Here is a 16,761-nt window from a genome sequence, read left to right as displayed (position 1 = left end):
ACCGACCCGACCGACCCGACCGACCCGCCGACCCGCCGACGCCTCAGTCGACCAGGTCGCGGACCACCGCGTCGGCCAGCAGCCGGCCGCGCAGGGTCAGCGCGGCCCGGCCGAGGGCGTACGGGCCGGACTCCAGCAGCCCGTCGGCGAGGGCCTGCTCGGCGGCCTTGCGGCCGGTGTCGGTGAGCAGGTCGAGCGGGCAGCCCTCGACCAGGCGCAGCTCCAGCAGGATCCGCTCGACCCGGCGGTCCTCGCCGGCCAGCACCTCGCGGCCGAGCGCGGGCGTGCGTCCCTCGGCGAGCGCCTGCGCGTACGCGGCCGGGTGCTTGGCGTTCCACCAGCGGACCCCGCCGACGTGGCTGTGCGCGCCCGGTCCGGCGCCCCACCAGTCGGCGCCCGTCCAGTACAGCTCGTTGTGGCGGCAGCGTCCCTCGGGCGTGGTGGCCCAGTTGGAGACCTCGTACCAGGAGTACCCGGCGGCGGCGAGCGCCTGCTCGGCGATCAGGTAGCGGTCGGCGTGCACGTCGTCGTCGATCATCGGCAGCTCGCCGCGGCGGACCCGGGCGGCCAGCCGGGTGCCGTCCTCGACGATCAGCGAGTACGCGGAGACGTGGTCCGGCCGGGCGCCGATCGCGGCGTCCAGCGAGGCCTGCCAGTCCTGGTCGGTCTCACCGGGGGTCCCGTAGATCAGGTCCAGGTTGACGTGGTCGAAGCCGGCCGCGCGGGCCTCGGCGACGCACGCCTCCGGGCGGCCCGGGGTGTGGTGGCGGTCCAGGATCTTGAGCACGTGCGGGCGGGCGCTCTGCATGCCGAAGGAGATCCGGTTGTAGCCGCCCTCGCGCAGCTCGGCCAGGTACGCCGGGTCCACGGACTCCGGGTTGGCCTCGGTGGTGACCTCCGCTCCGTCGGCGAGGCCGAACTCCTCGCGCAGCGCGGCCAGCATCCGCACCAGGTCACGGGCGGGCAGCAGGGTGGGGGTACCGCCGCCGAGGAACACCGTCTGCACCGGCAGGTCGGCGTCGCCCAGCACCCGGCGGGCCAGCCGGATCTCGGCGATCACGTTGTCGGCGTAGGTGTCCTGCGAGGCAACGGTGCCCGAGGAGCGCAGCTCGGTGGCGGTGTAGGTGTTGAAGTCGCAGTAGCCGCAGCGGCTGGCGCAGTACGGCACGTGCAGGTAGAAACCGAACGGCCGGGTGCCGAGGCTGTCCAGGGCGTGGGCGGGCAGCGAGCCGTCGGACGGCACCGGTTCGCCGTCGGGGAGTGCGGAGGGCATGCGCCCATTGTCCGGTACGGCCCGCGAAACTCCGAAGGCCGTACCGGAACGGTGGGTGCTCAGGCCTCGTTGGCACCCGCGTACATCGCGGTCACCCGGTCGGCGTAGGTCTTCTCCACCACCGGGCGCTTGATCTTCAGGCTGGGGGTGAGTTCGCCGTGCTCGATGTCCAGGTCGCGCGGGAGCAGGGCGAACTTCTTGATCGTCTGCCAACGCTGCAGTTCGCCGTTGAGGCGCTTCACGAAGCCGTCGATCAGCTCCACGGTGGCCGGGTCGGCCACCACCTCGGCGTACGACTTACCGGCCAGGCCGTGCCCGGCCGCCCACGGCATGATCACCGTCTCGTCCAGGCCGATCAGCGCGGTGCAGTAGTTGCGGCCGTTGCCGATCACCAGGATGTTGCTGACGAACGGGCAGATCGCCTTGAACTTGCCCTCCACCTCGCTGGGCGCGACGTACTTGCCCCCGGAGGTCTTGAACATGTCCTTCTTGCGGTCGGTGATCCGCAGGTAGCCGCCCGGGCCGAGCTCGCCGATGTCGCCGGTGTGGAACCAGCCGTCCGGCTCCAGCACCTCCGCGGTCTGCTCGGGCAGGTCGTGGTAGCCGCGCATGACGCCCGGGCCGCGCAGCAGGATCTCGCCGTCCTCGTCGATCCGGACCTCGGTGCCGGGCAGCGGGATGCCGACGGTGCCGACCCGGAAATCCTCCGCCCGGTTGACGGTGGAGCCGGCCGAGGTCTCGGTCAGGCCGTAGCCCTCCAGCACCGGGACGCCCGCGCCCTTGAAGAAGTAGCCGATCTCCGGGGCGAGCGCCGCGCTGCCGGACACCGCACCGCGCAGCCGGCCGCCGAACGCCGCCCGGATCTTCGTGTACACCAGCTTGTCGGCCAACGCGTGCTGCAGCCGCAGGCCCAGCGGGGCGCTCTCGTGGCCGTGCGCGACCTTGTTCGCCTGGATGGTCTGCGCGTACTCGCGGGCCACCTGCGCCGCCCACATGAAGATCTTGTACTTGGCGCCGCCCTCGGCCCGGGCCTTGCCGGCGATGCCGTTGTAGACCTTCTCGAAGATCCGCGGCGCGGACGCCATCAGGGTCGGGCGGATCACCGGCAGGTTGTGGATGATCCGGTCCACCCGGCCGTCCACCGCCATCACGTGGCCGGTGGCGATCTGACCGGAGATCAGCGTCTTGCCGAACACGTGCGACAGCGGCAGCCACATGAACTGGACGTCGTCGGAGCGCAGCAGCCCGCTCTCCTCCTGCGCCACGCCCTCGTACGACCAGCAGTCGTGCACCAGGCGCACGCCCTTGGGGCGGCCGGTGGTGCCGGAGGTGTAGATCAGGGTGGCCAGCTGTTCCTTGTCGAGGGAGTCGATCGCCTTGTCGACGGCGTCCGGGTTCTCGGCCAGGTACTCCGTGCCGCGCTGCTCCAGCTCGGCCAGCGTCAGCACGGTCAGGCCCTCGGCCTGCGCGGCGTCGTCGCCCGGCGCGTCGAACAGGATGACGTACTCCAGCGCGGGCAGCGCGGCCTTCTGCTCGGCGGCCTTGCGCAGCTGGCCCGCGTTCTCGGCGAACAGCGCGCGGCTGCCGGAGTTCGCCAGGATGAACGCCGTCTCGTCCGCGTTGGTGCTCGGGTAGACCGTGGTGGTCGCGGCACCGGCGCACATGTTGCCCAGGTCGGCGAGGATCCACTCGATCCGGGTGGCGGAGGCGATCGCGACCCGGTCCTCGGCCCGGATGCCCAGCGCCATCAGGCCGGCCGCGACCGCACGGATACGCTCGTTCGCCTGGGCCCAGGTCAGGGACCGCCACTGCTCCGCTCCGGGCGCGCTGTCCGCGGCCTGCTCGTCCACCGGGACCGGGTACCGGTAGGCCTCACCGTTCGGGGTGGCCTTTACCCTGCTGAGCAGAAGGTGCGCCACGGAGGGCGGGCGCCGCTCGATCATGGACTGCGCGGAACTCAACGAGGACCTCCGAGGGCGGGTGGACCGAGAGTAGGTGCGAGACGGCCGTGGGGGCGCGGCCGACAACCGACTTAACCGGTGAGTAACAAGAGGGCAATCAGCAGCCTAGGGGGTGGAAAGCCGTTCCGTAAGGGGGTGACGTGCGCTGGCACACTCACGGGGCGGCAGTGCAGTCAGAGTGCAGAGTCCAAGTGCAGGCCCGGTCCACGGGTGAAGCTTTTTCACAAGTACCCGAATTTGGGATGCGTGCGTCCCCCTCGACGACGAGAGTGGCACGGTGCTTTTCAGACTTCTACGGGCCCAGCTCGGCCCCTACTCCCGCGACATCACAGTGCTGGTGCTGCTCCAGCTGATCTCCACCATCGGCATGCTGTACCTGCCGACGCTGAACGCCGACATCATCGACAGCGGCGTCCTCAAGGGCGACACCGGATACATCATGCGGGTCGGCGGCGTGATGATCGGTGTCTCGCTCGCCCAGGCCGTCTGCTCGATCGGCGCGGTCTACTACGGTGCCCGCACCGCGATGGCCGTCGGCCGAGACATGCGCGCCGGGGTGTTCTCCCGGGTGCAGGAGTTCTCCGCGCGCGAGCTCAACCAGTTCGGCGCGCCCTCGCTGATCACCCGCACCACCAACGACGTCCAGCAGGTCCAGATGCTGGCGATGATGAGCTTCACGCTGATGGTCGCCGCGCCGATCATGTGCGTCGGCGGCATCGTCATGGCGCTCAACCAGGACGTTCCGCTCTCCGGCCTGCTGGTGGTCGTGGTGCCCGCGCTGGGCGCCGTCGTCACCGTGCTGGTCGGCAAGATGCGACCGCAGTTCCGCGGCATGCAGACCCGCATCGACTCGGTCAACCGGATCATGCGCGAGCAGATCACCGGTATCCGGGTCATCCGCGCCTTCGTCAAGGACGACCACGAGAAGCAGCGCTTCAGCGGTGCCAACGGCGAACTCGCCGACTACTCGCTGCGGGTCGGCCGGCTGATGTCGCTGATGTTCCCCATCGTCATGGGCGTGGTGAACGTCTCCAGCGTCGCCGTGTTCTGGTTCGGCGCACACCGCATCGACAGCGGCGGTATGCAGATCGGTGCGCTCACCGCATTCCTGTCCTACCTGATGCAGATTCTGATGAGCGTCATGATGGCCACCTTCATGTTCATGATGGTGCCGCGCGCCGAGGTCTGCGCCGAACGCATCCAGGAAGTGCTGGACACCTCCTCCAGCGTCGTCCCGCCGACCGCCCCCGTCACCGAACTGCACGCCCACGGCACGCTGGAACTGCGCGGCGTCGACTTCCGCTACCCCGGCGCCGAGGTGCCGGTGCTCCGCGGCATCGACCTGACCGCGAGGCCCGGCGAGACCACCGCCGTCATCGGCTCCACCGGCTCCGGCAAGACCACCCTGCTCGGACTCGTCCCCCGGCTCTTCGACGCCACCGGCGGCGAGGTGCTGATCAACGGCGTGAACGTGCGCGAACTCGACCCGCAGAAGCTGTCCGAGATCATCGGCCTCGTCCCGCAGAAGCCGTACCTGTTCTCCGGCACCGTCGCCTCCAACCTGCGCTACGGCAAGCCCGAGGCCAGCGACGAGGAACTCTGGCACGCCCTGGAGATCGCCCAGGCCAAGGACTTCGTGGAGAAGCTCTCCGAGGGCCTGGACGCCCCGATCGCTCAGGGTGGCACCAACGTCTCCGGCGGCCAGCGCCAGCGCCTCGCGATCGCCCGGGCCCTGGTCCGCCGGCCCGAGATCTACCTGTTCGACGACTCCTTCTCGGCCCTCGACTACGCCACCGACGCCCGGCTGCGCGCAGCGCTCGCCGAGGAGACCGGGAACGCCACCGTGGTGATCGTCGCCCAGCGCGTCTCCACCATCCGCGACGCCGACCGGATCATCGTCCTCGACGAGGGCGCCGTCGTCGGCTCCGGCACCCACCAGGAGCTGATGGCCGACAACCCGACGTACCGGGAGATCGTGCTCTCCCAGCTCACCGAGCAGGAGGCGGCGGCGTGACCACCCCCGACAGCCCCGACGTGACCAAGCCCGACACCGCCCGGCCCGTCCCGCCAGACGCGACCGAACCTGCCGCGACCGAGCGTGCCGCGACCGAACCCGACCTCTCCAAGGCCGGAGCCGACAGCGACGGCAGCGGCGGCAGCGGCGGCAGCGGCGAGGAGCAGGAGACGACCTCCACCTCGCAGGAGGCGGCCGCCCGCCGCGGTGGCCCCGGGCCCGCGCGGTTCATGGGCGCGCAGGGAACGGAGAAGGCCAAGGACCTCGGCGGCTCCGCGAAGCGCCTGCTCGGTCTGCTCAAGCCGGAACGCAGCCTGCTGTTGAGCGTGCTCGCCTTCGGCACGCTCTCTGTCGGCTGTGCCGTGGTCGGCCCCCGGGTGCTCGGCAAGGCGACCGACCTGATCGTCGCCGGAGCCACCGGCCCGCGGTTCGCCGGCGCCCCGAGCAAGCAAGCAGTGCTCGACACCCTGCGCGCCAAGGGCGATGGCAACATCGCCGACCTACTCGCCTCGATCGACTTCACCCCCGGCAAGGGCATGGACTTCGGTGCCATCGGCGCCATCCTCCTCTGGGTGCTGGGCATCTACCTGGCCGCCGTGCTGTTCGGCGTGGTCCAGGGCAGGCTGTCCGCGCTGGCGATCAACCGCACGGTGTTCCGACTCCGTGAGGAGACCGAGGCGAAGCTGGCCCGCCTGCCGCTCAGCTACTTCGACCGCCAGCCGCGCGGCGAGGTGCTGAGCCGGGTCACCAACGACATCGACAACATCAACCAGTCGATGCAGCAGACCATGGGCCAGGTCATCAACTCCCTGCTGACCATCGTCGGCGTGCTGGCGATGATGTTCTGGATCTCCCCGCTGCTGGCTCTGATCGCGCTGATCTCCGTCCCGGTCTCGGTGGTGGTCGCCGCCAAGGTCGGCAAGCGCGCCCAGCCGCAGTTCATCAAGCAGTGGGGCTCCACTGGCAAGCTGAACGCCCACATCGAGGAGATGTTCACCGGGCACAGCCTGGTGAAGGTCTTCGGCCGCCAGGAGGAGGCCAAGGAGCTCTTCCAGGAGGAGAACCAGGCGCTCTACGAAGCCTCCTTCCGTGCGCAGTTCATCTCGGGCATCATCCAGCCCGCGATGATGCTGGTCGGCAACATCAACTACGTGCTGGTCGCGGTGGTCGGTGGCCTTCGGGTGGCCAGCGGTGCGCTGTCCATCGGTGACGTCCAGGCGTTCATCCAGTACTCCCGTCAGTTCAGCCAGCCGCTCAGCCAGGTCGCCTCGATGGCCAACCTGGTGCAGTCCGGTGTCGCCTCCGCCGAGCGGGTCTTCGAACTGCTCGACGCCGACGAGCAGTCCCCCGAACCGCAGCACCCGGAGCGCCCCGCCGAGTTGCACGGCCGCGTCGCCTTCGAGGACGTCTCCTTCCGTTACGACCCGGAGAAGCCGCTCATCGACGGCCTGTCGCTGAAGGTCGAGCCCGGCCACACCGTGGCCATCGTCGGCCCGACCGGTGCCGGCAAGACCACCATGGTCAACCTCCTGATGCGCTTCTACGAGGTCAGCAGCGGCCGGATCACCCTCGACGGCGTGGACATCGCCGCGATGTCCCGCGAGGAACTGCGCTCCGGCATCGGCATGGTGCTGCAGGACACCTGGCTGTTCGGCGGCACCATCGCCGAGAACATCGCGTACGGTGCCGAGTCCGCCACCCGCGAGCAGGTGATCGCGGCGGCGAAGGCCGCGCACGTGGACCGCTTCGTGCGCACCCTCCCCGACGGCTACGACACCGTCCTGGACGACGAGGGCACCGGCGTCAGCGCGGGCGAGAAGCAGCTGATCACCATCGCCCGGGCCTTCCTGGCCCAGCCCTCGATCCTGGTGCTGGACGAGGCGACCAGCTCCGTCGACACCCGTACCGAGGTGTTGATCCAGCGGGCGATGGCGGAGCTGCGCACCGGCCGCACCTCCTTCGTGATCGCCCACCGCCTCTCCACCATCCGGGACGCCGACGTGATCCTGGTGATGGAGAACGGTTCGATCGTGGAGCAGGGCAACCACGACGAGCTGATCGCTGCCGACGGTGCCTACGCCCGGCTGTACCAGGCGCAGTTCGCCCAGGCGGTGGCCGAGGTCGACTGACGCGCCGTCAGCCTGCTGCCCGGCCGACCGGCCCGACCGGTCCGCCACCCAGGGGGAGGTCCGCACTGCGGGCCTCCCCCTCGCGTATCGCGGCAAGGACGGGAGCGGCAGCGGGAACGGTCGGCGCTGGGGTACTGGCGGCTACGGCGGTCGTCACGTTCGGGCTGGTGCCGGAGGCGGCGACCACGGCGGTGGCGGGTCGGCCGGCCGGGCGCTGGCCGAGCAGGGTGGAGCTCAGGGCCAGGGCCATGCCCAGCAGCTGCACGGCGTTGAGGGACTGACCGAGGGCGGCCCAGCCGATCACCGCCGCCGACACCGGGCTGAGCAGGCCCAGGAAGGCGACCGAGGTGGCGGGCAGGCGGCCGATGCCACGGAACCAGACCCAGTACGCCACCGCGGTGTTGGCCACCGCGAGGTAGCCGTACCCGAGCAGGTTGGTGCCGCTGAGCGCGGGCGGGGCGCCCTCGGCCAGGGCGGCGACCGGGAGCAGCACCAGGCCGCCGGCCGTGAGCTGCCAACCCGTCAGGGCGAGCGGGCCGACGCCCTCCGGGCGGCCCCAGCGCTTGGTCAACACCGTGCCGGCGGCCATCGCCCCGGCCCCGGCGAGGCCGGCCAGCACGCCGATGGCGTCCAGCCGGGCGGTGGCGCGCAGCACCACCAGGGCCACGCCGAACACGCCGACGGTGCCGGCCAACAGGGCCCGTCGCCCGAACCGCTCCCCGAGCAGTGGCACGGCCAGCCCGGCGGCCAGCAAGGGCTGTATCGCGCCGAGGACGGCGGCCACTCCGCCGGGCAGACGGTAGGCGGCGATGAAGAGCAGAGCGAAGAAGACGCCGATGTTGAGCGCCCCCAGCACGGCCGAACGCCACCACCAGGAGCCGCTGGGCAGTCGTCGGGTGACGGCCAGCAGCACCAGGCCGGCGGGCAGGGCGCGCAGAGTCGCGGTGAGCAACGGCCGGTCTGCGGGGAGCAGTTCGGTCGTCACGGCGTAGGTGGAGCCCCACGCGAGCGGGGCGAGCGCGGTGAGAGCTACGGTTCGCATGGGCAATAGCTTAGCGCCAAGCTACTTGCTGTCGAGTCAATTAACGGAGGAAATCTCGCCGCTCACCCAGTCACTCCCGAGCAGCCCTGTGCCACACTGGCGAAATGGACCGAGTGGACCTTCGCAGCACTGCGCACGACCCCGTGGACGCGATCGCCGACCAGTGGCGGCACGAGCGCCCCGACCTCGCCGAACGGACGGAGGCGATGGCCGCGTTCGGCCGGGTGCACCGGGTCTCCCGCGCGGTCAGCGACCTGATGGAGCAGGCCTACGCGCCGTTCGGCATCGGCCTCGGCGAGTTCGACGTCCTCGCCACCCTGCGCCGCTCCGGGGAGCCGTTCTCGCTGTCGCCGCGCGAGCTGACCGCCACCCTGATGCTCACCACCGGCGGAATGACCGGCCGACTGGACAAGCTGGAGCGGGCCGGCCTGGTCACCCGCTCCCCCGACCCGAACGACCGGCGGGGCCTGCGGATCACCCTCACCGACCTCGGCCGGGAGACGGTCGACGGGGCGGTGGCGGCGGGCACCACCGTCCAGCAGCGGATCATCGACCGGCTGGGCGAGCAGCGGCTGTCCGAGCTGAACACGCTGCTCCGGGATCTGCTGCACAGCGTGGAGACCACCTCGCACCCCGCGTCGACCCGCTTCTGACGCCCCGCGGCCGCTGCACCTGACGCCGGATCACCACCGCCTGCCGCCACGGACGTTCGGCGCGCTACCGTTGGCGGATGCCCGATCCGACCGCGGTCGACTCCGCACCGTCCGGCCCCGTGGACGCGTTCCAGGCCGAGCGCCGGTACCTGGGCTCGGTGGCCTACCGCCTGCTGGGCTCGGTCGCCGACGCCGAGGACGTGCTGCAGGAGGCCTGGCTGCGCTGGCAGTCGGCCGACCGGTCGGGCATCGCCGAGCCGCGCGCCTACCTGACCACGGTGGTGACCAGGCTCTGCTACGACCAGTTGGGTTCGGCCCGGGCCCGCCGGGAGGCGTACTTCGGCGAGTGGCTGCCGGAACCGCTGCTCAGCACGGCGGAGTCCCCCGCCGAACTGGCCGAGGCCGGTGAGGCGGTGTCGGTGGCGATGCTGGCGGTGATGGAGCAGCTGACCCCGGCCGAGCGCGCGGCGTTCGTGCTGCACGACGTGTTCGCGGTGGGCTTCGAGGAGATCGCCTCGGCGTTGGACCGCTCCCCCGAGGCCACCCGGCAGCTGGCCTCACGGGCCCGCCGCCGGGTGCGGGACGGCGGCCGCCGCAGCACCGTCGACCCGGCCGAGCACCGCCAGGTGGTGACGGCGTTCATCGACGCGGCGACCGGCGGCGATCTGATGACGCTGATGGAGGTGCTGGACCCCGAGGTGGTCTGGCACGCCGACGGTGGCGGCATCGTCGGAGCCGGCCGCCGCCCGCTGCTCGGCGCGCTCCACGTGGGCCGGCTGGTGCGCAAGCTCGCCGAGCGCTCGGTGGACGCGCAGCGCCCGCTGGTGCCGATGCTGGTCAACGGCGAGCCGGGCGCGGTCTGGTACGCCGAGCCGGGCGTGATCGGTGGCGTGATGGCGTTCACCGTCGCGGACGGCCGGATCACCTCCGCGTACGTGATGGTCAACCCGGAGAAGCTCGCCCACCTCTCGGGGGCGTGACGCAGCTCACGGTCACACTCGCGCGGGCTGCTCCGTCCCCCCTTCCGTATCCGCCATCCGGCGGGGTCCGTGAAGGAGGACAAGATGACCGGCAAGCACATCGTGGTGATCGGCGCGGGCTACGCGGGGCTGTCTGCCGCCGCCGGGATCGGCCGCGGGCCGGACCAGGTCACCCTGATCGCCCCGGAGCGGCGTTTCGCGCACCGGGTGCGCCAGCACGAGATCGCCGTCGGCCGCCGGGTCTCCCGGCCCGACATCGCCCACGTGCTGCGCGGCCGCAAGGTCACCCACCTGGCCACCCGGGTCGTCGAACTCGACCTGACCGGGCGGAAGGTGGTCACCGAGGACGGCAAGCGGATCGCCTACGACACCCTGGTGTACGCGCTCGGCAGCCGGGTCGCATGGAGCGACGTGCCGGGTGCCGCCGAGCACGCGTACTCGGCGGACCGCGCGGAGGAACTGCACCGCCGGATCACGGACGCGCCGGCGCCCGGAACGATCGCGGTGGTCGGCGGCGGCGCGACCGGCATCGAGCTGGCCACCGAACTCGCCGAGTCCCACCCGGCCTGGCAGATCCGGCTGGTGGCGTCCGGCCCGGTCGGCGGCTGGCTGTCGGAGCGCGGTCGGGCCCACGTCCTGGCGGTGCTCGGCCGGCTCGGGGCCCGGGTGGACGAGGCGCACCGGGTCACCGCCGTCACCGCCGCCGGGCTGGAGACCTCGGGCGGCCCGGTCCCCGCGGACGTGGTGGTGTGGGCCGGCTCGCTGGAACCGCACCCGTTGGCCGCCGACTCCGGCCTGACCGTCACCGAACGCGGCCAGGCCGTGGTGGACGACCACCTTCGTTCGGTGTCGCACCCCGAGGTGTACGTGGCCGGGGACGCCGCCTCCGTCGACGTGCCCGGCGTCGGCCACCTGCGGATGGCCTGCGCCACCGCCCAGCCGCAGGGCCGCTACCTCGGCAAACTGCTCAGCGGACGCACCGACAAGCCGTTCTCGTTCCGCTACCTCACCCAGTGCCTGAGCCTGGGCCGCGGCGAGGCACTGGTGCAGCTGATCCACGGCGACGACTCGATGCGGCCCCGGGTGGTGACCGGGCCGGTCGGGCGGCTGGTCAAGTCGGTGATCGTCAACGCCCTGCCGCTGTCGCTGCGCTGACCCGCCACCGGGGAACAGCAACGGGCCGAGCCCCCACGAAGGGGGCCCGGCCCGTTGCTCGGCCGACCGTAGGAGCTACTTCTTCTCCTTCGGGGCCTCCGCGTCCGTCGACAGTGCGGCGATGAAGGCCTCCTGCGGGACCTCCACGCGGCCGACCATCTTCATCCGCTTCTTGCCTTCCTTCTGCTTCTCCAGCAGCTTGCGCTTACGCGAGATGTCGCCGCCGTAGCACTTGGCGAGAACGTCCTTGCGGATCGCGCGGACCGTCTCACGGGCGATCACCCGGGAGCCGATCGCGGCCTGGATCGGTACCTCGAACTGCTGGCGCGGGATCAACTTCTGCAGCTTGCCGGCCATCATCACGCCGTAGCTGTAGGCCTTGTCCTTGTGCACGATCGCGGAGAACGCGTCCACCGCGTCGCCGTGCAGCAGGATGTCGACCTTGACCAGGCTGGCGGACTGCTCGCCGATGGGCTCGTAGTCCAACGAGGCGTAGCCGCGGGTCTTGGACTTCAGCTGGTCGAAGAAGTCGAAGACGATCTCGGCCAGCGGCAGGGTGTAGCGCAGCTCCACCCGGTCCTCGGAGAGGTAGTCCATGCCCTGCAGGTTGCCGCGGCGGGACTGGCAGAGCTCCATGATCGCGCCGACGAACTCGTTGGGCGCCAGGATGGTGCCGCGCACGACCGGCTCGTACACCTCGGCGATCTTGCCGGTCGGGAACTCGCTCGGGTTGGTGACGGTGTGCTCGGTGCCGTCCTCCATGATCACCCGGTAGATCACGTTCGGGGCGGTGGAGATCAGGTCGAGGTTGAACTCGCGCTCCAGGCGCTCCCGGATGATCTCCAGGTGCAGCAGGCCGAGGAAGCCGCATCGGTAGCCGAAGCCGAGGGCGACCGAGGTCTCCGGCTCGTAGACCAGCGCGGCGTCGTTCAGGCGCAGCTTGTCGAGGGCGTCGCGGAGCAGCGGGTAGTCCGAGCCGTCCAGCGGATACAGGCCGGAGAACACCATCGGGCGCGGGTCCTTGTAGCCGCCGAGCGCCTCGGTGGCACCCTTGTTCTGCGAGGTGATGGTGTCACCGACCTTGGACTGCCGGACGTCCTTCACACCGGTGATGATGTAGCCCACCTCGCCGACACCGAGGCCGTCGGCGACCTTCGGCTCGGGCGAGATGACGCCGATCTCCAGCAGTTCGTGGGTGGCGCCGGTGGACATCATGGCGATCCGCTCACGCTTGGTGAGCTGGCCGTCGACCACTCGCACGTAGGTGACCACGCCGCGGTAGGCGTCGTACACCGAGTCGAAGATCATCGCGCGGGCCGGGGCGTTCTTGACGCCGACCGGGGCCGGGATCTTCTCGACCACGTGGTCGAGCAGGTCCTCGACGCCGAGGCCGGTCTTCGCGGAGACCTTCAGGACGTCGTTCGGGTCGCAGCCGATGATGTGCGCAATCTCCGCCGCGTACTTCTCGGGCTGGGCCGCCGGCAGGTCGATCTTGTTGAGCACCGGGATGATGGTGAGGTCGTTCTCCAGCGCCAGGTACAGGTTGGCGAGGGTCTGCGCCTCGATGCCCTGGGCGGCGTCGACCACCAGGACGGTTCCCTCGCAGGCCGCGAGGGAGCGGGACACCTCGTACGTGAAGTCCACGTGGCCGGGGGTGTCGATCATGTTGAGGATGTGCGTCTTGCCCGCGTCCTCACCGGTCCGCGGCGCCCACGGGAGGCGGACGGCCTGCGACTTGATGGTGATGCCGCGCTCGCGCTCGATGTCCATCCGGTCGAGGTACTGGGCGCGCATCTGACGGGGGTCCACCACGCCGGTGATCTGCAGCATCCGGTCGGCGAGCGTCGACTTGCCGTGGTCGATGTGGGCGATGATGCAGAAATTGCGAATCACCGCCGGGTCAGTACGGCTGGGCTCTGGCACGTTGCTGGGGGTCGCGGGCACCTTGGTCCGATTTCTGATCCGATCAATATGGTTCCGCCCATCCTCCCATGCCGAGGCCGACCGGTCTTTCCACCCGGGCTCGCATCGGGCACGATCGCCGCATGATCCTGGAAAGTGCCCTGCTCGACGTCCTCCCGGGACAGGAGGACGACTTCCTCGCCGCGTTCGCCGAGGCCCGCCCGTTGATCGCCGCCCAGCGCGGATTCCGATCCCTCGAACTGCGCCGCTGTCTGGACGACGGCCGCACCTCGCGCTTCCTGCTGCAGGTCGGGTGGGAGACCCTGGAGGACCACACCGAGGGCTTCCGTCGCTCCCCCGAGTACGGGCGTTGGCGCGAGCTGCTGCACCACTACTACGACCCGTTCCCGACGGTCGAGCACTACGGCGAGCCGCTGATCAGCGCCTGACGGGACAGCGATCGTGTTCGGCCCCGCACCGGACGCACCGGTCCGGTTTGGGCGGTGCGGGGCGGCCCTGGTAGCGTGGGCGGCTGCACTCCGCCCTCGGCATGCCCTCTCAGCAGGTCCGGGCGGCGGGTGGTGCAACCCGTTGAACTGCCGATTCACACAGACTGAGGCTCTTTCGTGGCGAACATCAAGTCCCAGATCAAGCGCAACAAGACCAACGAGAAGGCGCGCCTGCGCAACAAGGCCGTCAAGTCCTCGCTGAAGACCGCTCTGCGCAAGGCCCGCGAGGCCGCTGCCGCCGGCGAGACCGAGAAGGCCGCCGAGCTGGCTCGCGCCGCCTCCAAGGCCCTCGACAAGGCCGCCAGCAAGGGCATCATCCACAAGAACCAGGCCGCCAACAAGAAGTCGGCGATCACCAAGCGCGTCAACGTCGCTGCCTGATCCTGGTCCTTCCCGTACGGCCCGGCCGTACGAAACGGTGCTCCGGCACCACTCCGGACGGCGTGACTCAGCGGCCCTCTACCCGCCACCGCCGCCCGTCCGCTCCCGGGAATCCGGCCCTCTAACCGGATTTCCGACGAGCTGCACCACCCGTACCGCACGCGGCCTGCGTTCGCCACGCGGGTGCGGTACCCGATGAACCATGGGAAGTCCCCGCTCGGGGCACTTCTCCCGACTGCCCGCCCGGTCCCCACCGGGCGGGCAGTTCGCGTTTTCCGGCCCTGCCGCGGCACCGCACCGGGTGGTCAACCACCGTGCCGGAAAAGGAGATCGGCGCGCACGATGCGGCAAGGTAGGGTGCGGGGGTGCCTGACACTGCCCGTGCGTGACCAACTACTCGGGGGAACGATGTCGACTCCGCCGCCGCATCAGCTCCAGGGCCAGCGCTCCACCAGCAGTTTCTCGCGCAGCTCCCGCATCTCCCCGACCACGGGCACCAGGACGGGCACGGTCACCACCATCGGTCCCGACGGGCCTTCCGGCGGCGACGGCAATCCCTCCGGTACGGGTGCGGATCAGTCGGGTCCGGGCCGGATTCGCCCCGGGCGCGGAGTGTGGTGGGGCATCGGCGGTGCTCTCGCGGCCTCGGCGGTGTGGGCGGCAGCCGTCCTGACCGTCCCCTCCCTGATCAACGGCGACTCGACGTCGGGCGCCCGGAGCACGGCCGGCTTCCGGGTGGTCGACGACCTGTGCGCCACCGCCCGCCTGACCACCTTCGGCCGGCTGTACCCGGCCCCGTCGGGCACCCCCTACCACTACACGACACGTCACCGGGCGCTGGAGGAAATGTACTGCAGCCAGTACCGCAAGAAGGTCGGCGGCGATCAGGACTACTACACGCTCTACCTGCAGGTGCAGCTCCACCACGAGGTGGACCCGCGCCCGGAGTTCGACGCGCAGCGCGACGGGCTGACGCAACGCCACTATCAGGTCAGCCCGGTGCCCGGCCTCGGCGACGCGGCCTACGTGGGCTACCTCGACGACCCCAACGGCAGTGACCCGAGCTGGCACTACCTCACCCAGGTCCTGTACGTCCGCAAGGGCGGCATGACCTGCTACACCAGCTGGTCCGCCTCCTACCAGGACGGTAGGGGCGCCGCCCCCGACCGGGAGCAGGTCCGCACCGCGCTCCTGTCCGACACCCGCGAGCTCCTGCACGCCCTCGGCGGATCCGTCTGACCTGAATCCGGAATCCGGAATCCGCCCGAGCCGGCTGCCCAGGACCGCTCGGGGCACCGCCAGGGCGGCTCAGTACGGGCGGGAGCTGACCCGCGAGGCCCGGGCCACGGCGACCACGGCACGTTCCAGGGCGTACGCGGGGTCGTCCGAGCCGCCCTTGACGGCGGCATCGGCCTCGGCCACGGCCGTGAGAGCCGCCGCCACGCCGTCGCCCGTCCAGCCGCGCATCTGCTGGCGGACCCGGTCCACCTTCCACGGCGGCATGCCCAGTTCGCGGGCCAGGTCGGCGGGGCGCAGGTTGCGGCCGGCAGTGGCGAGTCGGCCGATGCTGCGGACCCCGGAGGCGAGCGCGTACGTGATGCCCGTGGGCGGCTGGCCGACGGCCAGCGCCCAGCGCAGCCGCTCCAGCGCTTCGGCGGCCCGACCGGTGACGGCAAGGTCGGCCACCTCGAAGCCGGTCGCCTCGGCCCGGCCGCTGTAGTACTTCGCGACCGCGGTCTCGTCGATCGGGCCCTCGATGTCGGACGTCAACTGGCTGCAGGCGGCCGCCAGTTCGCGCAGGTCGCTGCCCAGCGAGTCGAGCAGCGCCTGGCACGCCTCCGGGCTCGCGGCCCGACCGAGGGTGCGGAACTCGCCGCGGATGAACGCCAGTTTCTCGCTCGCCTTGGTGAGTTTGGCGCACAGGACCTCGCGCGCACCCGCCTTCTTCGCCGCGTCCAGCAGACCCTTGCCCTTGGCGCCGCCCGCATGCACCAACACCATGATCACTTCTTCGGCCGGCACCTCCAGGTACGCCTTGACCTCCTTGACCGCGTCGGCCGCGAGATCCTGCGCGGCCCGGACCACGATCACCTTCCGCTCCGCGAAGAGCGAGGGCGTGGTGAGTTCGGCCAGCTGCCCGGCCTGCAGCCCGCCCGGCGCGAGATCGCGCACGTCCGTCTCCGGGTCCGCCTTCTTCGCCGCCGCCACCACCTCGGCGACCGCACGGTCCAGCAGCAGCTCCTCCTGGCCGACCGCAACGGTCAGCGGGGCGAGCAGGTCGTCGGGTGCACTCTTCCTGGCCATCGCCTACCAGGATCGCACGCCGTGCCGACAGCCCTGCCCCGGCACGTCCCTGTCCCCCTTCACCAGCACGTTCCACCGGGTCGATACCTCGGGGTGGGATGTGGAGCGGGGTCGCCGCCGCACCACCGACGGGGCTGGGGAGAATATTGCCGTGATCAAGAACAATGACCGTCAATTGCTCGTCCTTCCTGACCGCGACGCGGCGGATGAGGTTGCCGAGGAGTTGAGTGCACGCTGGCCGAACCTGGGCGAGGTGGAGGTGGTCCGGGACTCCCTCGCCGGGGAGGACGACGCCGAGGACGCCCAGTGGATCGTGGTCGTCGAAGCCCCCGAGGACGATGGCTGGACGCCGCAACTGCTGACCGAACTCGACCGGCTCGTCGCCGAGCAGGACGGGTGGCGCGAGCAGGACTGACCCCCGCTCTCCGGGCCCACCCTGGTTCCCGCCCGAGCGGGGT

General features: G+C 70.9%; 14 protein-coding genes. 9 read left to right on the top strand and 5 right to left on the bottom strand.

The window, feature by feature from the left end:
• Window positions 1–43: 43 nt before the first annotated feature.
• Window positions 44–1,273 (bottom strand): radical SAM family heme chaperone HemW, encoded by a 1,230-nt coding sequence (gene hemW, locus ACFV4P_RS09735; protein WP_380469195.1) that lies wholly within the window; start codon window positions 1,271–1,273, stop codon window positions 44–46.
• A gap of 59 nt (window positions 1,274–1,332) precedes the next feature.
• A complete protein-coding gene (locus ACFV4P_RS09730) occupies window positions 1,333–3,234 on the bottom strand; it encodes an AMP-dependent synthetase/ligase (protein WP_380469193.1) in 1,902 nt (633 codons plus the stop codon).
• Between the two features lie 277 nt (window positions 3,235–3,511).
• Between ACFV4P_RS09730 and ACFV4P_RS09725 the strand changes: the two genes are divergently transcribed.
• Window positions 3,512–5,248, top strand: a complete 1,737-nt coding sequence (locus tag ACFV4P_RS09725; RefSeq protein ID WP_380469191.1) for an ABC transporter ATP-binding protein — start codon at window positions 3,512–3,514, stop codon at window positions 5,246–5,248.
• A 230-nt stretch (window positions 5,249–5,478) separates the two neighbouring features.
• Entirely contained in the window at window positions 5,479–7,377 is a 1,899-nt protein-coding gene (locus tag ACFV4P_RS09720; protein ID WP_380469925.1) for an ABC transporter ATP-binding protein, read from the top strand.
• A 7-nt stretch (window positions 7,378–7,384) separates the two neighbouring features.
• On the opposite strand, the gene ACFV4P_RS09715 is transcribed toward ACFV4P_RS09720, so the two are convergent.
• Window positions 7,385–8,419: an EamA family transporter gene (locus ACFV4P_RS09715; protein ID WP_380469189.1), complete on the bottom strand. Its 1,035-nt coding sequence runs from the start codon at window positions 8,417–8,419 to the stop codon at window positions 7,385–7,387.
• A gap of 104 nt (window positions 8,420–8,523) precedes the next feature.
• On the opposite strand from ACFV4P_RS09715, the gene ACFV4P_RS09710 reads away from it, so the two are divergent.
• From ACFV4P_RS09710 to ACFV4P_RS09700, 3 genes are all read left to right on the top strand, one after another.
• Window positions 8,524–9,072 (top strand): MarR family winged helix-turn-helix transcriptional regulator, encoded by a 549-nt coding sequence (locus tag ACFV4P_RS09710; RefSeq protein ID WP_380469186.1) that lies wholly within the window; start codon window positions 8,524–8,526, stop codon window positions 9,070–9,072.
• A 77-nt stretch (window positions 9,073–9,149) separates the two neighbouring features.
• Window positions 9,150–10,052: an RNA polymerase sigma factor SigJ gene (sigJ, locus tag ACFV4P_RS09705; RefSeq protein WP_380469183.1), complete on the top strand. Its 903-nt coding sequence runs from the start codon at window positions 9,150–9,152 to the stop codon at window positions 10,050–10,052.
• A gap of 84 nt (window positions 10,053–10,136) precedes the next feature.
• A complete protein-coding gene (locus ACFV4P_RS09700; protein WP_380469180.1) occupies window positions 10,137–11,207 on the top strand; it encodes an NAD(P)/FAD-dependent oxidoreductase in 1,071 nt (356 codons plus the stop codon).
• Between the two features lie 75 nt (window positions 11,208–11,282).
• Here the strand turns inward: ACFV4P_RS09700 and lepA are convergent, their stop codons facing one another.
• The gene (lepA, locus tag ACFV4P_RS09695; protein WP_380469178.1) at window positions 11,283–13,151 is read right to left on the bottom strand and encodes a translation elongation factor 4; all 1,869 of its coding nucleotides are present in this window, start codon (window positions 13,149–13,151) and stop codon (window positions 11,283–11,285) included.
• A gap of 101 nt (window positions 13,152–13,252) precedes the next feature.
• Between lepA and ACFV4P_RS09690 the strand changes: the two genes are divergently transcribed.
• The 3 genes from ACFV4P_RS09690 to ACFV4P_RS09680 all read left to right on the top strand — a co-directional run bounded on the left by ACFV4P_RS09690 (window position 13,253) and on the right by ACFV4P_RS09680 (window position 15,238).
• A complete protein-coding gene (locus ACFV4P_RS09690) occupies window positions 13,253–13,558 on the top strand; it encodes an antibiotic biosynthesis monooxygenase family protein (RefSeq protein WP_380469176.1) in 306 nt (101 codons plus the stop codon).
• Between the two features lie 177 nt (window positions 13,559–13,735).
• Window positions 13,736–13,999 (top strand): 30S ribosomal protein S20, encoded by a 264-nt coding sequence (gene rpsT, locus ACFV4P_RS09685; protein ID WP_073812305.1) that lies wholly within the window; start codon window positions 13,736–13,738, stop codon window positions 13,997–13,999.
• A 612-nt stretch (window positions 14,000–14,611) separates the two neighbouring features.
• Window positions 14,612–15,238 carry a hypothetical protein gene (locus tag ACFV4P_RS09680; protein ID WP_380469173.1) on the top strand — a complete coding sequence of 209 codons (627 nt, stop codon included), beginning with the start codon at window positions 14,612–14,614 and terminating at the stop codon, window positions 15,236–15,238.
• 69 nt (window positions 15,239–15,307) lie between these two features.
• Here the strand turns inward: ACFV4P_RS09680 and holA are convergent, their stop codons facing one another.
• A complete protein-coding gene (gene holA / locus ACFV4P_RS09675) occupies window positions 15,308–16,303 on the bottom strand; it encodes a DNA polymerase III subunit delta (RefSeq protein ID WP_380469170.1) in 996 nt (331 codons plus the stop codon).
• A 151-nt stretch (window positions 16,304–16,454) separates the two neighbouring features.
• On the opposite strand from holA, the gene ACFV4P_RS09670 reads away from it, so the two are divergent.
• Entirely contained in the window at window positions 16,455–16,718 is a 264-nt protein-coding gene (locus ACFV4P_RS09670) for a hypothetical protein (protein ID WP_073812310.1), read from the top strand.
• Window positions 16,719–16,761 lie beyond the last annotated feature (43 nt).

The organism is Kitasatospora sp. NPDC059795, assembly GCF_042732175.1.
GTDB lineage: Bacteria > Actinomycetota > Actinomycetes > Streptomycetales > Streptomycetaceae > Kitasatospora.
The sequence above is the reverse complement of the archived record's forward strand: the minus strand, read 5'-3'. Positions and strand labels throughout refer to the sequence as shown.